General features: G+C 67.2%; 15 protein-coding genes. 6 read left to right on the top strand and 9 right to left on the bottom strand.

What is annotated here, in order from left to right; genetic code table 11:
- Positions 1-96 precede the first annotated feature (96 nt).
- From RKE40_RS01640 to RKE40_RS01625, 4 genes are all read left to right on the top strand, one after another.
- Positions 97-2,922 (top strand): xanthine dehydrogenase family protein molybdopterin-binding subunit, encoded by a 2,826-nt coding sequence (locus RKE40_RS01640; RefSeq protein WP_316016510.1) that lies wholly within the window; start codon positions 97-99, stop codon positions 2,920-2,922.
- The gene (locus RKE40_RS01635; protein ID WP_316016509.1) at positions 2,919-3,464 is read left to right on the top strand and encodes a (2Fe-2S)-binding protein; all 546 of its coding nucleotides are present in this window, start codon (positions 2,919-2,921) and stop codon (positions 3,462-3,464) included. Before RKE40_RS01640 ends, RKE40_RS01635 begins: the two co-directional genes overlap by 4 nt.
- 5 nt (positions 3,465-3,469) lie before the next feature.
- A complete protein-coding gene (locus RKE40_RS01630) occupies positions 3,470-4,747 on the top strand; it encodes a cytochrome c (protein ID WP_316016508.1) in 1,278 nt (425 codons plus the stop codon).
- Between the two features lie 231 nt (positions 4,748-4,978).
- Positions 4,979-5,224: a hypothetical protein gene (locus RKE40_RS01625; RefSeq protein WP_316016507.1), complete on the top strand. Its 246-nt coding sequence runs from the start codon at positions 4,979-4,981 to the stop codon at positions 5,222-5,224.
- A 179-nt stretch (positions 5,225-5,403) separates the two neighbouring features.
- Here RKE40_RS01625 and RKE40_RS01620 read toward each other — a convergent pair whose 3' ends face one another.
- The 3 genes from RKE40_RS01620 to RKE40_RS01610 are packed head-to-tail and all read right to left on the bottom strand — an operon-like array spanning position 5,404 to position 8,770.
- Positions 5,404-6,147: a transcriptional regulator NanR gene (locus tag RKE40_RS01620; protein ID WP_316016506.1), complete on the bottom strand. Its 744-nt coding sequence runs from the start codon at positions 6,145-6,147 to the stop codon at positions 5,404-5,406.
- Positions 6,144-7,508, bottom strand: coding sequence for a four-carbon acid sugar kinase family protein (locus RKE40_RS01615; RefSeq protein WP_316016505.1), 1,365 nt, complete (start codon positions 7,506-7,508; stop codon positions 6,144-6,146). The genes RKE40_RS01620 and RKE40_RS01615 overlap by 4 nt, the downstream gene beginning before the upstream one ends.
- Complete coding sequence (locus tag RKE40_RS01610; RefSeq protein WP_316016504.1) at positions 7,505-8,770, bottom strand: ribulose-bisphosphate carboxylase large subunit family protein; 1,266 nt, start codon at positions 8,768-8,770, stop codon at positions 7,505-7,507. Before RKE40_RS01610 ends, RKE40_RS01615 begins: the two co-directional genes overlap by 4 nt.
- A 134-nt stretch (positions 8,771-8,904) precedes the next feature.
- Here RKE40_RS01610 and RKE40_RS01605 point away from each other — a divergent pair, with 134 nt between their 5' ends.
- Both RKE40_RS01605 and RKE40_RS01600 read left to right on the top strand, forming a co-directional pair.
- Positions 8,905-9,732 (top strand): phosphogluconate dehydrogenase C-terminal domain-containing protein, encoded by an 828-nt coding sequence (locus RKE40_RS01605; protein ID WP_316016503.1) that lies wholly within the window; start codon positions 8,905-8,907, stop codon positions 9,730-9,732.
- Between the two features lie 212 nt (positions 9,733-9,944).
- Positions 9,945-10,157, top strand: a complete 213-nt coding sequence (locus tag RKE40_RS01600) for a hypothetical protein (RefSeq protein ID WP_316016502.1) — start codon at positions 9,945-9,947, stop codon at positions 10,155-10,157.
- 52 nt (positions 10,158-10,209) lie between these two features.
- On the opposite strand, the gene RKE40_RS01595 is transcribed toward RKE40_RS01600, so the two are convergent.
- The 6 genes from RKE40_RS01595 to RKE40_RS01570 form a co-directional block, all read right to left on the bottom strand.
- Positions 10,210-11,055, bottom strand: a complete 846-nt coding sequence (locus RKE40_RS01595) for an MBL fold metallo-hydrolase (RefSeq protein ID WP_316016501.1) — start codon at positions 11,053-11,055, stop codon at positions 10,210-10,212.
- Between the two features lie 78 nt (positions 11,056-11,133).
- Complete coding sequence (locus RKE40_RS01590; RefSeq protein ID WP_316016500.1) at positions 11,134-12,858, bottom strand: ABC transporter permease; 1,725 nt, start codon at positions 12,856-12,858, stop codon at positions 11,134-11,136.
- Complete coding sequence (locus tag RKE40_RS01585) at positions 12,855-13,979, bottom strand: ABC transporter ATP-binding protein (RefSeq protein WP_316016499.1); 1,125 nt, start codon at positions 13,977-13,979, stop codon at positions 12,855-12,857. The genes RKE40_RS01590 and RKE40_RS01585 overlap by 4 nt, the downstream gene beginning before the upstream one ends.
- 76 nt (positions 13,980-14,055) lie before the next feature.
- Positions 14,056-15,120, bottom strand: a complete 1,065-nt coding sequence (locus RKE40_RS01580; RefSeq protein WP_316016498.1) for an ABC transporter substrate-binding protein — start codon at positions 15,118-15,120, stop codon at positions 14,056-14,058.
- Positions 15,121-15,262: 142 nt separating this feature from the next.
- The gene (locus RKE40_RS01575) at positions 15,263-16,444 is read right to left on the bottom strand and encodes an acetyl-CoA C-acyltransferase (RefSeq protein WP_316016497.1); all 1,182 of its coding nucleotides are present in this window, start codon (positions 16,442-16,444) and stop codon (positions 15,263-15,265) included.
- Complete coding sequence (locus RKE40_RS01570; RefSeq protein WP_316016496.1) at positions 16,444-17,277, bottom strand: CoA-transferase subunit beta; 834 nt, start codon at positions 17,275-17,277, stop codon at positions 16,444-16,446. The genes RKE40_RS01575 and RKE40_RS01570 overlap by 1 nt, the downstream gene beginning before the upstream one ends.
- Between the last annotated feature and the right edge of the window lie 2 nt (positions 17,278-17,279).

Below are 17,279 nucleotides of genomic sequence, written 5' to 3'. Positions count from 1 at the left end.
ACTTGAATTTAAACCAGTTCAAGTATCTTCTGCGCCTGCTTGCCATGCGGTTGCGCCGGCAAGCTCGGTCGGCTCGTGGCGAGCGGAGAATCCGGCGTGAAGACAGGTCTGTCCCGCAGAGGCTTCCTCAAGGCCGGCGCAGCGGGCGTCGTCATCAAGGTTTCGCTGCTGCCCTCCGCGACAAAGGCCGAACTGATCGAGACGCCGCCCCGCCCCGGCGCCGATTGGCTTTCCGGCGGCAAGCCGAAGTACCGGCTCGACGCCATCGCCAAGGTCACCGGCGGCAAGACCTTCACCCGCGACTATCGCGCCCGCGATCTCGAGGGCTGGCCGAAGGAGCAGGCGCACGCCTTCATGCTGCATGCGACGCGGGTCGACCGCGTCTTCGACGGCGTCGACCTTTCGCTGCTCAGCGACGAGCTCAAGCCGGACCGGCTGGTGCTGCAGGAGGACCTCGTCGCCGACGGCGTCGCGATGCCGGCGCCGTGGCCGGGCTTCTATGGCGACGTCTTCTTCGTGCCGAAGGGCCAGACGGCGCGGCTGCTCGGCCAGCCCGTCGCGATGCTGATCTATCACGACTTCGCCCGCTACGACGCGGCCAAGCGCAAATTGCGCTTCCACGACAAGGTCGTGCGCTACGGCGCCGAGGGGCCCTCGACCACGCCCGGTCCCTATGGCGCTGCGCGCTATGTCCGGATCGACGGCGGCAATCCCGATGCCGAGGATCGCTATTCGGCGCTGAAGGACACGACGATCCGCGCCGGCTTCAAGGGTATCGAACCGCAATGGCCCGCCGCCGGCGAAGGCGATGCGATGGCGCGCGGCATGGCGGCGGCGGCCGAGATCGAGCGCGAGATCGCCAATGCCGGCGACGACGTGCTGGTGCTGCGGCGCTCCTACTCGACCCAGTCGGCCGACGCCTCCGCCATGGAGGCCGACAACGGCAATGTCTGGTACGAGCGTGGCACAGGCGTGCTGCATGCGCTGATCGCGACGCAGTCGCCGCACGAGGTCGCCGAGTTTGCGGCCCATATGGTCTCGAAGTCGAAATTCGCGCTGAAGAGCATCGATCTGAAGATCGGCTACACCGTCGGCTACGGCACCAAGGACCACGCCATCTTTCCGTTCTTCTGCGTGCTCGCCGGGCTCTATGGCGAGGGCCGCCCGGTCCGGCTCGCCAATGACCGCTACGAGCAGTTCCAGACCGCGCTGAAGCGCCATGCCTTCCAGATGGAGAAGGTCATGGTGATCGATCGCAAGACCGGCAAGTTCCGGGCGATGACCGGCCGCTACAGCAATGACGGCGGCGGGCGCGAGAATTTCTCGGTCTCGGTCGGCACGGTCGGCGCGACGGCGGCGCAGTCGATCTACTACCTGCCGAAGAGCGACTTTTCCGCCGCGATCCTGTCGTCTCGCGCCGTCGATGCCGGCTCGATGCGCGGCTACGGCACGCTGCAGACGATGGCGGCGACAGAGATGATGGTCGACGAGGCGGCCGAAGCGCTCGGCCTCGACCCGATGGAGTTCCGGAAGCGGAATGCGCTGAAATCGGGGATGAAGAACTCGCAGGGCGCGATCCCCTCAGGCGCGCTGCGCCATGACGAGATCCTGGCGAAGGCCGAGACGCATCCGCTCTGGGTGAACCGGCAGAAGCGCAAGGCCGAGTTCGAGGCCGCCAATCCCGGCAAGAAATACGGCGTCGGCTACGGCCATGTGCACAAGGATTACGGTACCGGCGCGGAGGCGGCGCTCTGCGCGCTCGAATTCGATGCGAGCGGGCGGCTGAAGCTGTCACATGTCGCGCATGAGATCGGCACGGGCGCGACGACCTCGCAGGCGGTGATGGCCGCCGCCATCCTCGGCAAGCAGCCGGACGAGACCGTGTTCGGCAAGGTGCGCTGGCCGCAAATGCCGCTGGAGACCACCGACGAGCCCTATACGCTCTCGCAGGAGGAAGAGGACAAGCGGATGGCCAATCCGCGTTGGACGCCGAGCTTCACCTCGCCGATGAGCGCCTCCAACAGCGTCTATTATCTCGGCCACGCGACGCGCGAGGCGGCGCGTATTATGGTCGAGCTCACGGTCTGGCCGGCGGCGCGTTCGCTCTGGTCGCGCGGCATCGGCGGCGGCCAGATGGCACCCGAGGCGGTGCGCCGCGAGGATCTGCGCGTCACCAATGGCGGGATCACGGCCGCGGCGATGCAGCCGCTGTCCTTCGCTGCGGTCGCGGCCGAGGCGCACCGGCTCGGCCTCGTCACCGGCATCACCGTGCACAGTTTCAATCGCTGGCAATGGGCCGAAGCGGAATTCGAAGTGCCGGGGACCGGGCGTCGCCGCTTCGCGATCGACGCGCTGGCGCTGAAGTATGGCGACGGGGCTCCAGCCGAGCGCAAGGCGCTGATGACTGAAGGAGGCTGGCATTTCGTCGAGCGGACTTCCGTCTCCTACCCACCGGCGCAGCGCAACAACGCCGGCGTCACCTATTACGCGCCGATGGCGACGCTGGCCGAGATCGTCGTCGACACCGGCAGCGGCGAGGTCAGCCTGCTCTCGCACCACTCCATCCTCGAATGCGGCAACCAGATCGTGCCGGAGCTGGTCTCCGGCCAGATCCAGGGCGGGCTCGCCATGGGCATCGGCCACGCCTTGAAGGAGTACCTGCCGCTCTATGAGGACGGGCCGGGCGACGGCACCTGGAACTGGAACCGCTACGAGTTGCCGACCTCCGGGGATGTCGCGGTCTGGAAGCAGACGGCCGAGGTGCTGCCGCCGCTCTCCGACACCGATCCGCCCAAGGGCATGGCCGAGGTGGTGATGATCGCGGTCGTGCCGGCGATCGTGAACGGCGTCGCCCACGCCATCGGCAAGCGCTTCTACACCCTGCCGCTCACGCCGGAGAGGATCAAAGAGGCGCTGGCATGACGATCCCGACCAAGCAGCTCTCCCTGACCATCAACGACAAGGCCGTCGGTCCGATCGACGTGCCCGAGACGATGATGATGCAGGACTTCCTCTATGAGTACCTGAACCTGACCGGCTCGCGCATGGGCTGCGGCCAGGGCATCTGCCATGCCTGCACCGTGGTGCTGGAAAAGGCGGACGGCTCGCTCGAGGAGATGCGGACCTGCATCACCGGCGCGCACTGGTTCGCCGGCCGCAAGATCAGGACCATAGAAGGTCAGGCCAAGCGCGACGCCAATGGCGCGATCACCGCGCTCTCACCAGTCCAGCAGGCCTTCATCGAGCACTTCTCCTTCCAGTGCGGCTATTGCACCCCGGGCTTCGTCACCGGCGCGACGGTGCTGCTTGACCAGTTGAAGCGTAACCCGGTCAAGCGCGAGGCGCTGGAACAGGTGATCAGCGAGGCGCTCGACCGCCATATCTGCCGCTGCACCGGCTATGTCCGCTATTTCGAGGCGGTGCGCGATCTCGCCCTCAAAACTCCCGGCTTGGTGAAGGCGTAAGGCTGATGGCGAGGAAGCTGCTTCTGGCCGCTCTGGCGGCCGCTGTCGTCGGTGCGCTGGGGGCTGGGGCCGTCTTCCTCGGCCTGTTCGAGCGCAGCGTAGTCGCCAAGGAGATCGAGCAGCCGCTCTCGGCCGAGCAGATGAAGGGGCTTGCCAAGCGCGGCGCCTATGTCGCCGTCGCCGCCGATTGCTATGCCTGCCATGTCGTCAAGGGCGGCGCGCCCTGGGCCGGCGGCCTGCCGTTCGAGACGCCGTTCGGGACGATCTTCTCGACCAATATCTCGCCCGACAAGGAGCATGGCATCGGCTCCTGGACGCGCGCCGAGTTCCACCGCGCCGTGCGCGACGGCATCGGCAAGCATGGCCATCTCTATCCGGCCATGCCCTATGCCTCCTATCGCAAGCTGACCGCCGACGATGTCGACGCGGTCTATGCCTTCCTGATGAGTCGCGAGCCGATGAAGGTGGCGAACAAGGCCAACCACCTGCCATTTCCGTTCAACATCCGGCAGGGCCTGACCTTCTGGAACCTGGTCAACCTCTCCTCCGATACGAAGACCGAGGTCGCCGGGCGCTCGCCGCTGTGGAACCGTGGCCGCTATCTCACCGATGCCCTCGCCCATTGCGGCGAATGCCATACGCCGCGCAACCTCGCCATGGGCATGAAGGAAAGCGCCTATCTGGAGGGCGCCGAGCTCGAAGGCGTGATCGCGCCCGACATCACCAAGGCCGGGCTGACCCGGATGGGTTTCGACCCGCTGGTGTTCGCGAGCTTCATGAAGTCGGGCATCTCGGCGCAGGGCGCGATGACCAACCAGATGTTCGAGGTCGTCCACTTCTCGACCCAGTATTTCACCGCCGAGGACCTCGCCGCGATGTCGGCTTATCTCTTCGACCTCGACAAGCTGCCGGAGCATGCGACGCCGCCGGCGCCGCCCAAGCCGGTCGCCGTCTCCGCCGAGGTCGCGGCCTCGGCCCGCGCTAGCTACATCGCCGTCTGCGCCAGCTGCCACGGCATCGATGGCCAGGGCATCCCGCATGTCGTGGTGCCGCTCGCAACCAACGCCTCCTTGCGGCTGGCCGATGCGCGCAACCTGAACAAGGTCATCCTGACCGGCATCCCGGCCCAGCGCTTTCCCGGCTTGGAGCGCATGCAGCCCATGCCGGGCTTCGCCGGACAGCTCTCCGACCGAGAGGTCGCCGACCTCTCCAACTGGCTGCGGGCGAACTGGGGCGGCCAGCAGCCGACCGTCACCGCGGACGAGGTGAAGCGGCTGCGCTAGGACGACCTCCCGACCGCCCGAGCACGGCGCGCCGGCACACGGTGCCGCGCCGCCTCGTCGCGGCGCATCCCAGCGCTCGAAAGCTTCCTCGCGCGAGCCGGCGCCCATTTCGCCCGAAAGTGCCTTACGACCAGCCCTGCGTGACCTGCATCACAGACGCGGCACCTGCAATTTCTCCGAATGCGGCGTCCATCGGCCGAGCAGCGCCATGGAACGAGCGAGGAGAGCAGAATGGCAACCCTGACGCGCGCCTACCTCCAAACCGTCGAAGGCTTGAGCAATGTGGCCCCCTCCTCCCGCAAACGCTCGTTGAAATCCATCCTGGGCTGCCTGGCGATCGGGCAGATCTTGCGGGAGGAATACGTCTACGAGGTGCATGGCCCGTTTCGCGTCGACGAGACCGAGCCGCCTCAGCCACGGCTCGCCGCCTGGATGATTGCCAGGCTCGCGGCAGCAAGCCGCCGCGGAAAGGGCTGACTTTCGCCCGCCTCCGGCAGACGGCGATAGCACCCCAGCGTTGCCCAACGTGGTGGCTCTCGTCCGGCGCGACCGACGTACTGCCGAACTTCAACGTCATCACCCGAAAGGGTGGCCGGCCGTCGGCCCGATCGATGGTCGCGAAGAGGGCCGAGCCCAAAACTCTCCGGGCGACGACCTCAGTCTGGATCCCCCGCGCCTCCGCCGCTGCGGTAGAGGTCGTTGGCACGGTTCAGATGGTCGGCCATCGCCTGGGCGGCTGCATTGCCATCGCCGGCGGAGATGGCATCGAAGATGCGCTGGTGCTCCTGAAGGGTCGTATTCTCGCGGCCTACAGCGCGCAGCAGCGTATGATAATAGGCGCTGAGCCAGTTCAGCATGCCGTCCAGCGCGGCGCTGAAGATCGGGTTGCCGCTCATCGCCGCGATCTGGCGGTGGAAGGCGACATCCCGCGCCAGGAAATCGTCGAGATCGGCCTGCCGGTGCTCTTCGAGACGCTGCGCCAGCAGCGCGATCCCGGCGGCGTCCGCGCGCTCGGCCGCCATCCGCGCGAGACCCGCCTCCAGGAAGAGCCGGACTTCCTTGAGATGGCTGAGCGTGCCCGGCTCGACGCTGAGCAGATAGCGCGCCGCATTGCTCATCTGGCTGACGATCGCCTCGGCCGTCGGCAGCACGACACGGGCGCGCTCGCCGTGGCTGATCTCGACGATGCCGGAGCGCTCGAGCTGCTGGAGCGCCTCGCGGATCGCCGGCCGGCCGACGCGGTAGCTGTCCATCAACTCGCGTTCGGAGGGCAGTTGCGCGCCCGGGGCGAATTCGCCGGCATTGATGCGCGCCAGCAGGCGGTCGAGCACCTCATGCGAGAGTTTGCGGCGCGGAATCGGCTCGGGGGTCACGGCGGCAGCCTGTTGCTCGGTTCTCATCTCGGACCGCCATTGCGAACGGCGCTGAAATAGTCGGCTCCGCCGATCTGCCCGCCTTTCAGCGCAAGTTCAAGCCCGTCACGATGCGGATCGGCGGCATAGGCGCGGCAGAGGGGCGAGCCCGGCGCGATCTCCGCGATCGCCGAAAGCGCGTCCACGCCAAGCTCGAGCGTGGCATGGCCGGAGGTATCGCCGCCCGCGATCAGGGCCCGCCTTGGCCCGCCCGCATCGACGATTCCAGCCAGAACCCGGCCAAGGCCGGCACCGATCCGGTCATTGATCTCGGAGATCGGGCGACCTGCGCTTTCACAAGCCGCGCCCAACGCCGCGACGGCGGGATCGTCCGGCCCTTGCGCTGTATAGACCAGCGGTGACGCGCCCTCGCCGAGCCTGCGCATCGCTTCGCCGGTCGCCCGGCCGATCTCGGCTATCCATGCCGTCGCATCGACCGCGCGCGTCGCATCGAGTGCGATCGCCGCAAAGCCGTACCCGCTCGCATGAGCGATCTGGCCGGCGGTGACCGGCGAACAGGAGCCTGAAACGACGGCGATCCGCTCGACCGCGGGCACCCGTCTTGGTGCGGGGTCGCGCTCGATCCAGCCTCTGGCACGCCAATGCGCGACCAGCGCATATTCGACGCCCTGCGAGCCGGCGACGAAATGGCCCTCGTCGCGCGTCTCCCAGACCAGCTGGCCGGCGGCGGCGAGGCTGGCCTCGTCGAGCACGTCGAGCGCGACGATGGGAGCGCCATCGTGCGTCATCTGTGCCAGCCGCATCGCTCCCTGGCCGCCGTGGAGCGCGATGAAATCGATCAACCGGATCGGCATGCCTGTCTGCCTGGCGAGATGACGGGGTATGTCCGCCTCCGCCATCGGGGTGACCGGATGGCGCGCCATGGTCGGGTGGCGATCGAGCCTGTGGACCGTGCCACCCGCCCCCGCGAACAGGTTTCCGAAGGCCTGATAGCGCTCGATCGCCGGGGCGCCGACGATCAGCGGCACGTAGGCGCCCGGAAACGCCGCATGGGCGAGTTCGATCGCCCGTCCGATCGAGCCGATATGCGGCGCCGAATCGAAGGTCGAGCAGGTCTTGTAATGGACCAGCGGCGCATGGACGCGAGCGAGCGCCTCGAAGATCGGCGGAAGCTGCACATCCATCCATTCGGGCGGGCGCGAGCGGGCGATGCCGGCAATGCCGATACAGCGTCGGTCCGAGAAGGCGGCCAGGCGCTCCGGCGCGGGCAGATCGAGAAACAGCACCGAGTCGAGCCCGGCGAAGCTCATCACCTCCATCACCGCCGCGGAACCGGTGAAATCGTCACCGTAATAGGCAATCAGAGGCCCGTCGGGCAGGCCGCTCATCCGAAGCGCTCCAAAGCCCGCGCCAGCATCGGATGCGTCTGCGCATAGCTCTGCAGCGGGACCTGCGCCATCGCCGCCTCCCAGGCCTCGCGCAGGGCGGTGACGCCGCCGGCCGGCCCGTCGGGATGGGCGAGGATTCCGCCGCCGGCGGCATAGATCAGGTCGGTGGAGCCGAGCGCCGCGAAGGTCGCCGGTGCCTGGCGCGCGGTCTGGCCGGAGGAGAACACCGGCATGATCGCGTCGGCCCTGGACTCGAACAGGGGCTCTCGGCAAGCCTGCGCCGAGGCGATGACACTCGCATCAGGCTCGCTGAACTTGTTGGCGATGCCGTTGACATGCATGTGGTCGGCGCCGGCCAGTCGCCAGATCTTGTGCCAGGCGCGATAATCGAAGCCGAGCTGCGGGCTGCGGGACAGGTAGCCCCAGCCATTGCGATGGGCGTGGATCGGCAACTGCGTGAACCGGCCCAGCTCGATCATGCCGGCGAGACCGACGGAATTCAGGCTCGCCATCACGCAGGTGCCGCCGCGCTTCAGCACATGATCGTGGCGGCGCCTCATCTGGTCGAGATCGCCGGTGATGTTGAAGGCGAACATCGCCTTGCGGCCACGCCTGTCGGCCTCGGCCTCGATCGCGCGCATCACCGCATCGACCCGCGCCTCGAACGGGCAAAGCGGGCCATCCGACTGCAGCTCGTCATCCTTGATGAAGTCGATGCCGGCTCCTGCCAACGTCGCGACAAGCGCGGCAGTCTCCTCCGGGCCGAAGCCGACGCTCGGCTTGACGATCGTCCCGATGAGCGGGCCATCAGGGACGCCTGCCAGAGCGCGCGTGCCGGCAACGCCGAATTTCGGGCCGGCATAGGCATCCGCGAAGGCTGCCGGCAGGCGAATATCGGTCAGCCTGAGGCCGCTGACCTGCCGGAGCTCGAACAGGTTGCCGGCGACGGTGGCAAGCAGGTTGGGCAGCGACGGCCCTGTCGTCTCCAGCGGCCAGGACAGGGTCAGCCGCGCCCGGCGATAGCCGCCCGGCGCCGGCGGGGCGGCCGGATCGACCGAGGGCAGCGACGGCGCCTGTGCATGGTCGAGCAGATCGAGCCGCTCGACCCGCGCCGCCGCGCGCGCCATCAGCTCGGGCGTCTCGCCGGGAACCGCGACGAACGTGCCGCTCGACTGCTCCCCGGCCATCACCTCCGCGGTGCGCCGCGGATCGCCCGGCGTCTCGAACCAATAGTCCGCTTCGATCCGATTCAGGCTGGCCACGCGGCGCTCCGAGGTGATTTCGACAATGAGAATGTCATACAGTCATCATACCAGATTGACAATCAACGCGGCTCTATGGGAAGGACCGGGATCAAGAGGTTCGCCTGTTCGGATCCATGCCAAGGGAGTGAAGAATGACCACGGTTGCGCTCTTCGGCGCCGGCGGAAAAATGGGAATGCGCCTCGGCCGCAATCTCGCCGGCTCCCGCTTCGAGACCCGGCATGTCGAGGTCAGCCCGGCCGGCCAGCAGCGCGTCAAGGACGCCTACGGCGTCGATTGCGTGCCCGCCGAGAAGGCGATCGTGGACGCCGATGTGGTGATCCTGGCGGTGCCTGACACGCATGTCGGCGCGGTCGCCAAGGAGCTGCTGCCAAAGCTTGCCTCGGGCACGATCGTGGTGATCCTCGATGCTGCCGCCCCCCATGCCGGCCATCTGCCGGAGCGGGCCGATATCACCTATTTCATCACCCATCCCTGCCATCCGCCGATCTTCAACGACGAGACCGATCCGGCGGCCAAGGCTGACCATTTCGGCGGCATCGCCGCCAAGCAGCACATCGTCAACGCGCTGATGCAGGGTCCGGAGGCGCATTATGCGCTCGGCGAGGAGGTGGCACGGACGATCTGGGCGCCGGTGATGCGCTCACATCGCATCACCACCGAGCAGATGGCGATCCTCGAGCCCGGCCTGTCGGAAACCGTCTGCGCCACGCTGCTCGACGCGATGCGCGAGGCGATGGAGGAAGCGATCGCCCGCGGCGTGCCGCGCGAGGCAGCCCGCGACTTCCTGCTCGGTCACATGAACATCCTGGCCGCCGTGACCTTCGAAGAGGTCCAGGGCGTGTTCTCCGATGCCTGCAACAAGGCGATCGTCTTCGGCAAGGACACCATCCTGAAGCCGGACTGGAAGCGCCTGTTCGAGCCGGAGGAGATCCGCGAGAGCGTGCGCCGGATCACCTGAGCCCTCGCTTGCAGACCGCAGCCGACAAACGAACTCAAAAGAACATGGGGAGGATCACCATGAAGCGCCCAACGAGCATGTCTACAAGGTGCTCGATGGCGAGGTCGGCCAGGATCTCCTGAAGCGCATGGACGCCAAGAACACCGTCGGCCTCCGCTGATCTGCAGGCTCATAGCGATCCCGGTTGCCGGGGGTGAAGGCATCCTGTCGTCATGGAAGCGACGGGTGCGCCGCCCGCGATGAAGCAGACGATCGACCTCGTCGCCTCGGTCGACTGCTTCCCGGTGGCACTCGATCTCATAGCATCGGGCCGGATCGGCTATCCGAAGATCGCCAGCTTCTTCGCCCTGGAGGAAGCTCAGACCGTCTTCGAAACCCAGGCCGAGAATCCGACCGCCTATCACAAGGCGGTTTTCAGGATCTGAGCCGCGAGCCGGCTCGCCCGCCTTCACGGCAAGGCACTACCAGCGGCGGCCGCTACCGGCTCGATGCATCCGAGGAGCTTAGGCTGGACACCCAGCCGTCGGCGTGACGGCTGGCCCGGCCTTCCTGCTCCAGCTTCTGGAGATGGGCGACGACATTCCGCTCCGCCGCCCGGATCAGCCATGGATTGGTCTGCGAGTAGAGTTCCTTGACCAGGTCCATCGCAGCGAATGGCCCGGTGCGCAGGGTCTCCGCTATGGCCTCCTCGCGCTTGATCCTGTGGTCGAGCAGTTCCTGGATATAGGGCGCCGGATCGGGCAACGGCGGCCCGTGCCCCGGCAGCAGGAGACGATCATCCCGTGCCAGCATCCGCCGCAGGCTCTGGAAATAGGCCGCCATGTCGCCGCCTGGCGGCGAGACGATGCTGCTCGACCAGCTCATGACATGGTCGGCGCTGAAGACGATGCCGTCCGGCCGGGCGAAGCAGAGATGATCGCTGGCATGGCCAGGCGTATGGATGGCGAGCAGGCCAGCGACAGAATCGCCATCCTGGAGCGGGACATCGGGTCGGAAGGCGGAATCGGCGCTGCGATGGAAAGCGAAGGTCCGGGCGCCCGTCTGCGCCTGTAGCGCGGCCAGCGCTCCAAGGTGATCCGAATGGCTATGGCTGAGCAGGATCGCGCCGACGCTACCTCCGGTCGCGGCCAGGATCGCCGCGACATGTGCCTCGTCATCCGGCCCGGGATCGAGCACGACCGTGCCCTGCCCCGTCTCGATCAGATAGGTGTTCGTGCCGTGATAGGTCATCAGGCCGGGATTGCCGGCGACGATGCGCCTGATCCCCGGCGCGACCTCGGTCGCAAGGCCGCGCACCGGCTCCGGCTCAGTCAGATAGGGCACAATCCCTCCATGACCGTTGCGGCACGCCGGCACGCAGAGCGGTGGCGCCAGCGCTAGACGCCGTATGGGCTTTAGAGCTCAACGCTCCAGCCGGCGGGCGACATAGAGCTGTGTGGGAACCACTACGACCAGAAGCGCGGCCATCAGCAGGACGGCCAGGGCCGCTGCACCCGGCAGGTCCGGGAACTGCCAGAGGTTCCACAGCGTCGAGGCGGCGACGAGATTGCCGGTCGACATCAACATCAGCGGCACCGTGAGGTCGCGGGCGCTGTGGGCGAAGACCCAGAGCCAGCCATTGAGGATCTGCGGCCAGACCAGCGGGAAGGTGACCTTGCGCAGCGAGGTCAGCCAGCTCGCACCACTGATCAGCGCAGCATCCCCCAACTCCTTGTGGATCTGGATCAGGGCGCTGCTCATCGTCCGGACGCCGAAGGCGATGTAGATCGTCACGTGGCCGAGGACCAGAATCCAGACCGTGCCGTAGAGCGGCGTGTTGAGATAGAGCAGGAGGATCGCCAGCACGAGCACGATGGGTGGGATCGCCATCGGCAGGAAGGACAGCGCGTCGAGGATCTTGCCGGCCCGGCTGTTCGAGCGCACCGTGAACCAGCCGATCAGGCAGGAGATCAGCATCACGATCGTCGCGCTCGACACCACGAGGATGATCGTGTTGAGCACCGCCCGCGAGATCATCGGATTGGTCAGCAGGCGGCGATAGATGTCGAAGGACAGGCCACCGAGCGCCGAAAGGCTCGGCGTGGTGTAGGACGGCTGCAGGCTGACCCAGATCAGGATCAGGAGCGGCAGCATCATCACCGCGCAATAGCCGAAGGTGAAGCCGAGCGCGGCGATGCGCCAGCGGCCGAGCCTGATGCGCTTCGGCCGGAAAGCTTTGCCGGTGACGACGCGGAAGCGCTCGCCAAGCCGCGTCGCGCGCATATAGGCCCACATCAGCCCGCCCGCGACCGCCAGCAGGAGCACGCCGAAGGCCGAGGCCAGACCGTAGTTCGGCAGGCCGTTATCGGGCGAGGACAGCAGGTAGACCCGCGTCGATAGCACCGGCACGTCCGCCGACAGGCCGATGATCAGCGGCAGATCGAAGGCCTGCACCACCGCCATGAACATGTAGATGCCGATCGAGAACAACCCGGGCGTCAGCAGCGGCAGCGTCACGCGGGTCAGCGTCGCCCAGGAACCGCCGCCATGGACGCGCGCCGCCAGCTCCAGATTGGGGTCCATGTTGCGCAAGAGGCCGCTGATCATCACGAAGGCGGTCGGCACCACCGCGAAGGAGGTGACGATGATCAGCGACCAGAAGGAATAGATGGTCAGGATCGGCTGCAGGAAGCCGAAAAGCTCGCGGAACATGACGTTCAGCGCGCCATTGCCGGGGTTGAGCAGCAGGATCCAGCCGAAGCCGACGACCAGTGCCGGCACCATCATCCAGGCGAACATCAGGATGCGCACCAGGATGCGGCCCGGCATGTCGGTGCGCTCGGTGCACCAGGCGATGGCGGTCGCGATGGCGACGCCGATCGTCATGCTGGACAGTGCATAGACCGCGGTGTTCCAGACTAGGCTCAGCGTACGCGGGCTCTGGAGCAGCTGGACATAGTTCTTGAGCGTGAATTCCAGCGTCTCCAGCGGCATCGCCTCGGACGGTGCCAGCGATGTCCGGATCAGCAGCAGAACCGGACCGAGGACAAGAACGGAGACGACCGCGAGCAAAAGCGCGAGCACTACCTTCTGCTGGTCGAGCCCTGTGCTCGGACGGCGGGCGGCCGCGATCGAACCGCCGCTCATTTCGGGCTCCCGGAGGAGGCCGGCTCGTCTGCAGGCACGATGACGCAGCGCTCGGGCGGCAGCTCCAGGACGAGCTCCTGCCCGACCGACAGCGCGGTATAGGGGTCGAGCATCAGGGTCAGCTTGCGGCCGCCAACCTCGACCTCGGTCTCCACGACATCGCCGAGGAAGGTCATGGCATCGACCCGCGCCTTGAAGCGGTTGGGACCGGATGCCTCGGTCGCCGGTGCGACCAGGATCGCCTGCGGGCGGACCACGACCATGACCTGCGCACCCGGCGCGAGTTCGGGACCGGCGACACCGGAGATCAGGCCGATCGCCGTCTGGGCGCGCCCTGTCGCGCCGCCAGCCTCGAGCACGCCGGGCAGAAGATTGCTACGGCCCATGAAATCGGCCGTGAAGACGCTGTTCGGCCGCAGATAGATATCGCGCGGCGAACCCTGCTGGACAATCTTGCCAGCCTTCATCAGCACGATCTGGTCGGACATGCCGATCGCCTCGACCTGGTCATGCGTGACGAAGAGCGTGGTGATCCCCAGTGATTTGACGAGATTGCGGATCTCGGTGCGCATCGTGTCGCGCAGCTTGGCGTCGAGATTGGAAAGCGGCTCATCGAGCAGGAGCAGGCGCGGCTCGTGCACCAGCGCGCGGGCGAGCGCGACACGCTGCTGCTGGCCGCCGGAGAGCAGCGGCGCCGGACGGTCGGCGAGATGGCCGAGCTCGACCATCTCCAGCGCCTTCAGCACGCGCGGGCGCACCTCATGGCTCGGCGCACGCTTGACGCCGTAGACCAGCGGGAAGGCGACGTTGTCGAAGACGCTCATATGCGGCCAGATCGCATAGGACTGGAAGACCATGCCGAGTTCGCGGCGGTTGGCCGGAACCAGCAGGTTCTCGCGCGACGAGAAGACGGCCCGGTCGCCCATCTGGATCACGCCGGTATCCGGGTTCTCCAGGCCGGCAATGCACTGCAGCGTCGTGGTCTTGCCGCAGCCCGAGGGCCCGAGCAGCGTGAAGAACGAGCCCTCCTCCACCTTGAAGGAGACATCCCTGAGGGCGAGCATGGCGTCCTGGCCATGCTGTCCCGGATAGGATTTGACGAGGTTCTCGATCAACAGCATCGGGATTTCCGGCTTTCCGTCCGTAAGGTCTTGCTCGGGAGGGGCCTTGCACCCCTCCCCGTTCGGCCAGTCGCGCTCAGCGGGTCATCAGATCGGCGATGGCGCTGCGCACCGAAAGGGCCTGCTTGGTGTCCTCGAGCGAGGTTTCGGTCAGGATCTTGGCGCCGCCCTTGACCCGCTCGGCGATCATGTCGGCGAGCGGCGAGCCCTTGTCTCCGGCGCGCGGCAGCGGCTCCTGGGCATTGGCGACTGTGATCCCCTCGGTGGTCAGCCAGGCCGCGAACAGGCGCGCAGCATTGGGGTTCGGCGCGCTCTCCGGGACATAGATGTAGAGGTTGTTCAGCGGGATGAAGTCGCTGAACAGCTTGAACTTCACGCCCTCGCTGCGGCCGGCGATGTGGAAGGCCGAGAGGCCGACCGGCGCCTGGCCGACCGAGATCGCCCGCGTCGCCGCCGCCGTGCCGCGCTCCAGCACCGGCTTGTTGTCGAGCGTCGCCTTGGCCATCTTCAGCGTCTCGTCCTTGCCGAGCGCGAAGGAATAGTAGTCCAGCGGGTTGAGCGAGAAGGCGTTGATCGCGACGCGGCCGCGCCACTCGCTCTTCAGCAGCTCGGCCCAGGTGTTGGGCACGTCCTCATCCTTGATCAGCTTCGGATTCCAACCGATGCCATAGGTCGCGTCGAGGATCGGCAGCGCCGCGCCGCGCAGGTCCTTCATCACCCGGTTGGCGACTTCCTCGATCTGCGGGAACTGCTTGCCGAAGACCTCGGCCCAGGGATAGGGCTTGAGGATCTGGCGCTCGAACAGCACCGAAGCCTCCTGCGCGCCGCCGGCGCCGACCACGTCGACCGACCCGCCCGCGCGGCCGCGCTCGGCGATCAGCTTGGTGCCGGTCTGGACCGGGTTCGCCGCGTTCCATTCTATGGTGATGTTGAGGCCGAAGCGCTCGTTGAACGCCTTGGCGATCGCGGCATGGGCCTGCGGCGTGCCGGGGCTGCTCACCGCGACGAAGAGGCGGCCCTCCTTGCGCGCGCCTTCAAGAATCTGCTCGTAGCTCGGCGCCTGCGCCTGAACTGCGCCGGCCGACAGGAATACGCTCGCCATAGCGGCGGCGGTCGTGAATAGAGAGCGAACGGTCGCCATGCTTTCCTCCTTCGCAGGGTGTGACCCGACAGAACTGCTTGTCATTCCATTATATGGAATTTGTTATCGTTAGCCTCGGCCTAACTGTAAGCACCTTTGCCGTTCAAGGGCAAAGGCGCGGATAGATCATCCACGATGTGGATCAAAATACCTCGATCAGGCCGGCCGCGCCCATGCCGCTGCCGACGCACATCGTCGCGACCGCGCGCCTGGCGCCGCGGCGCCGCCCCTCGAACAGGGCATGCCCCAGCATGCGTGCGCCCGACATCCCATAGGGATGACCGACGGCGATCGCGCCGCCATCGACATTGAGCCGGTCGGCTGGCAGGCCGAGCTTGTCGCGGCAGTAGAGCACCTGCACCGCGAAGGCCTCGTTGAGCTCCCAGAGGTCGATGTCGTCAACCGAAAGTCCCGCCCGCGACAACAGCCGCGGCACCGCGAAGATCGGGCCGACGCCCATTTCGTCGGGCTCGCAGCCGGCAACGGCGAAATGCGAGAGCGCGCCGAGCGGCGACAGGCCGAGCTTTTCGGCGAGCTTTTCCTCCATCACCACGCAGGCGGCGGCGCCATCCGAAAGCTGGCTGGCATTGCCGGCGGTGACGGTACCGCCCTGGCGGATCGGCTCGAGCTTGGCGAGACCGGCGGCATTGGTGTCGGGACGGTTGCCCTCGTCGCGGCCGAGGCGCACGACTTCCTCGCTCGTCACCCCCGTCGCCTTGTCGGTGTTGAGCTTGACGCTGTCCATCGGCGCGATCTCGGCGTCGAAGCGACCCGCCTCCTGGGCGGCGGCCGTGCGGCGCTGGCTTTCCAGCGCATAGGCATCCTGTTCGTCGCGGCCGATGCCGTAGCGCTTCGCCACCACCTCGGCGGTGTCGAGCATCGGCATGTAGACGTCCGGCCGGTTCGCCTTCAGCCATTCATCGTGAAAGCGGTAGGTGTTCTTGTGCTCGTTCTGCACGAGGCTGATGGTCTCGACGCCGCCGGCCACGACCGCCTGCGCGCCATGGTTCGTGACGGCGTCGACCGCCATGGCGATCGCCTGCAGGCCGGAGGAGCAGAAGCGGTTGATCGTCGCGCCGGCCACGGTCACCGGCAGCCCGGCGCGCAGCACCGCCTGGCGGGCGATGTTGTAGCCGGAGGCGCCTTCCTGCATGGCGCAGCCGAGGATCAAGTCCTCGATCAGCGCCGGATCGACCTTGGCCCGGGCGACCGCCTCGGCCACGACATGGCCGGCGAGGCTCGCCGCATGGGTGTTGTTGAAGGCGCCGCGATAGGCACGGCCCATCGGCGTGCGCGCGAAGGAAACGATGACAGCCCGGCGCATCACGCCCTCCCCTCGACCGGCGCGCCGGTTTCGCGCTGCCAGAGATCCATCAGCAGTTCGTCGCCGCCCTCGTTGGATTCGAGCCGACGCAGCCCATGCGGATCGATCACGTCGCGGATCAACCGCAGCTCCTCGGCGGTCGGTGCCGGCGTCACCGCGATCTCGCCCGCGGTATGGACGACGAAGCCGGTCTTCTCCTGCACACGCTCCAGCGTGACGCCGGGATGCAGGGAGACGACGCGCATCGACCCGCCCGGTCCCTCGAAGTCGAAGACGCCGAGATCGGTGACGACGAGGCCGGGCTTGGCACGGCGCACCGGGCGCGCCTGACCGCCGCCATCCTCATTGCCGCGGCCGCAGACGAAATCGACCTTGGCGACGATCGTGCGCGGGGTATGCCGGCGGATGTGATAGCAGAGCGTTTCGCAGCCCCAGAGGTCGTCGGGAACACCGCGCGCGCCGACGAGCTGCGCCTTCGGCTTGGCCCAGGGGCCGATCACCGAGATGTTGGAGGCGCCGTACTGGTCGAGCTGGACCGTGCCGATCCAGATCTGCAGCTTGCCGTGGGCGATGAGATGGAACATCTCCTGCCAGCTCAGATTCATCCGCCCCGAGGCGGCCAGCGTCCATTCGTCGACCAGCGCCTTGGCGTGCACGTCGCAATCGGCGGCGGCGCGCGAACCCGTGGTCAGGAAGAGATCCGGGACATGCAGCGCCTTGGCGAGGCGCGCCGAAAGATCCGACAGGATCGTCGCGCCGACGCCCATGGCGTTGCCGCGGAACTCCTTGGCCATGCGGCTGATCAGGAGTTCTTCCAGCGTGTAGTCGGTCATCG

Source organism: Allobosea rubneri, from assembly GCF_032464875.1.
Taxonomy (GTDB): Bacteria; Pseudomonadota; Alphaproteobacteria; order Rhizobiales; family Beijerinckiaceae; genus Allobosea; species Allobosea rubneri.
The sequence above is the reverse complement of the archived record's forward strand: the minus strand, read 5'-3'. Positions and strand labels throughout refer to the sequence as shown.